We start from the raw sequence: 1,269 nt of genomic DNA, 5'->3' as shown, positions 1-1,269 counted from the left end.
TCGGCCACAAATTGGTGCAGGATGGGCAGGTAGCGCTCCCCGACCACCTGGAGCAAGTTGTTGTGATCGGCTCCCTCGATGGGCACCAAACGCTTGGGATCCCGTGCTGCTTGGTAAAGGGCTTCGGCATGCCAGAAGGGGATCAAGCGATCCTGAGTGCCGTGCAAAATTAGCAGCGGACAATTGATCTGGGCAATGCGGCTGAGGTTGTCGAAGCGATCAAAAGGCAGCAGGGGGATGCGGGTCAAGACGCGAAAAGCGGTTACAAAGGTGGATTCCAGGATCAAGCCACCCACCGGCTTTTGGGCTGCCAAGTAAACTGAGGGCCCACCTCCCACCGAGCGTCCGTAAAGCAAAATCCGCCCCGGCGGGATCCCCTGAGCTAGTAGGTAAGCGTAGGCCGCTTCAATGTCTTTGTAGGCGCCGGCCTCGGAAGGGATCCCTTCGCTGGTGCCGTAGCCGCGGTAGTCGTAGGCCAAGACGCTAAACCCCCCCTGCTGCAGCTTCCTCAGGCGCGGCAGGATATCCCCCAAGTCCTCGGCGTTGCCGTGGCTGTAGAGGAGAGCATAGGTGGCTGCGGGATTGGGCAGGTAGACTGCCGAAATCTGCAGGCCATCGGCGGTGGTGAGCTTGAGAATGGCGTCCCCATCCTGGTAGCTGGCGGGGCGGGGCAAAAAGATCAGCCGCTCTGATTGAAATCGGCCCAGCCAGAGCAGGTAGCCGTATACCCCTAGGCCGATGAGCAGCAAGGATGGCCCCAGCCGCAGTCCCAGAAAGGATGCAAAAATCAAAGGCTTGCCCATTGCTCCTTCCCCTCACCCCCAACCCCTCTCCCAGAGGGAGAGGGGGGCGGCGACGTCGAGCACTTCAGGATTCGGCTGGCAGGGCAGAACATTTCCAGAGGCAAACCCCAATCCAGTTAACCAAAGTATGGGCGACGATGGTTACCAACAGGTTTCCCGATAGCCACACGCCCAGCCCCAGGAGGATGCCCACGGCGCTGGCCCAGACGGCATAGGGCCAACCCTGCCACTCTAGCCAGTGCAAAACCCCAAACAAGAGGCCGCTCAGGAGGATCCCGCCTGTCCACCCCAAGGGGCTGGCCACTAGGGATCCCATCAGCACGCCGCGAAACAGCCATTCCTCGCTCCAGCCCGGCAGCACCCCCACCCAGAAGATATCCCGCCATTGCAAGGGATCCGCCACCAGGTGCAAGTAGGCGGAAGCCGCCCGGCGATAGGCCGGCCAAAGCCAGTAAGCCCCGCCGCT

At 61.5% G+C, this 1,269-nt stretch carries 2 protein-coding genes; both read right to left on the bottom strand.

What is annotated here, in order from left to right; genetic code table 11:
* A partial coding sequence (locus tag NW857_RS00480; protein ID WP_414367690.1) for an alpha/beta hydrolase occupies positions 1-803 on the bottom strand: 803 nt, incomplete at its 3' end.
* Between the two features lie 64 nt (positions 804-867).
* Positions 868-1,269 (bottom strand): lysostaphin resistance A-like protein (locus tag NW857_RS00475; protein ID WP_414367689.1); only part of this gene is annotated, 402 nt, incomplete at its 5' end.

Origin of the sequence: Synechococcus sp. H55.9 (assembly GCF_047462355.1) — a bacterium.
Taxonomy (GTDB): Bacteria; Cyanobacteriota; Cyanobacteriia; order Thermostichales; family Thermostichaceae; genus Thermostichus.
Note: the sequence above shows the minus strand (reverse complement) of the source record. Positions and strands in the feature narration are given on the sequence as shown.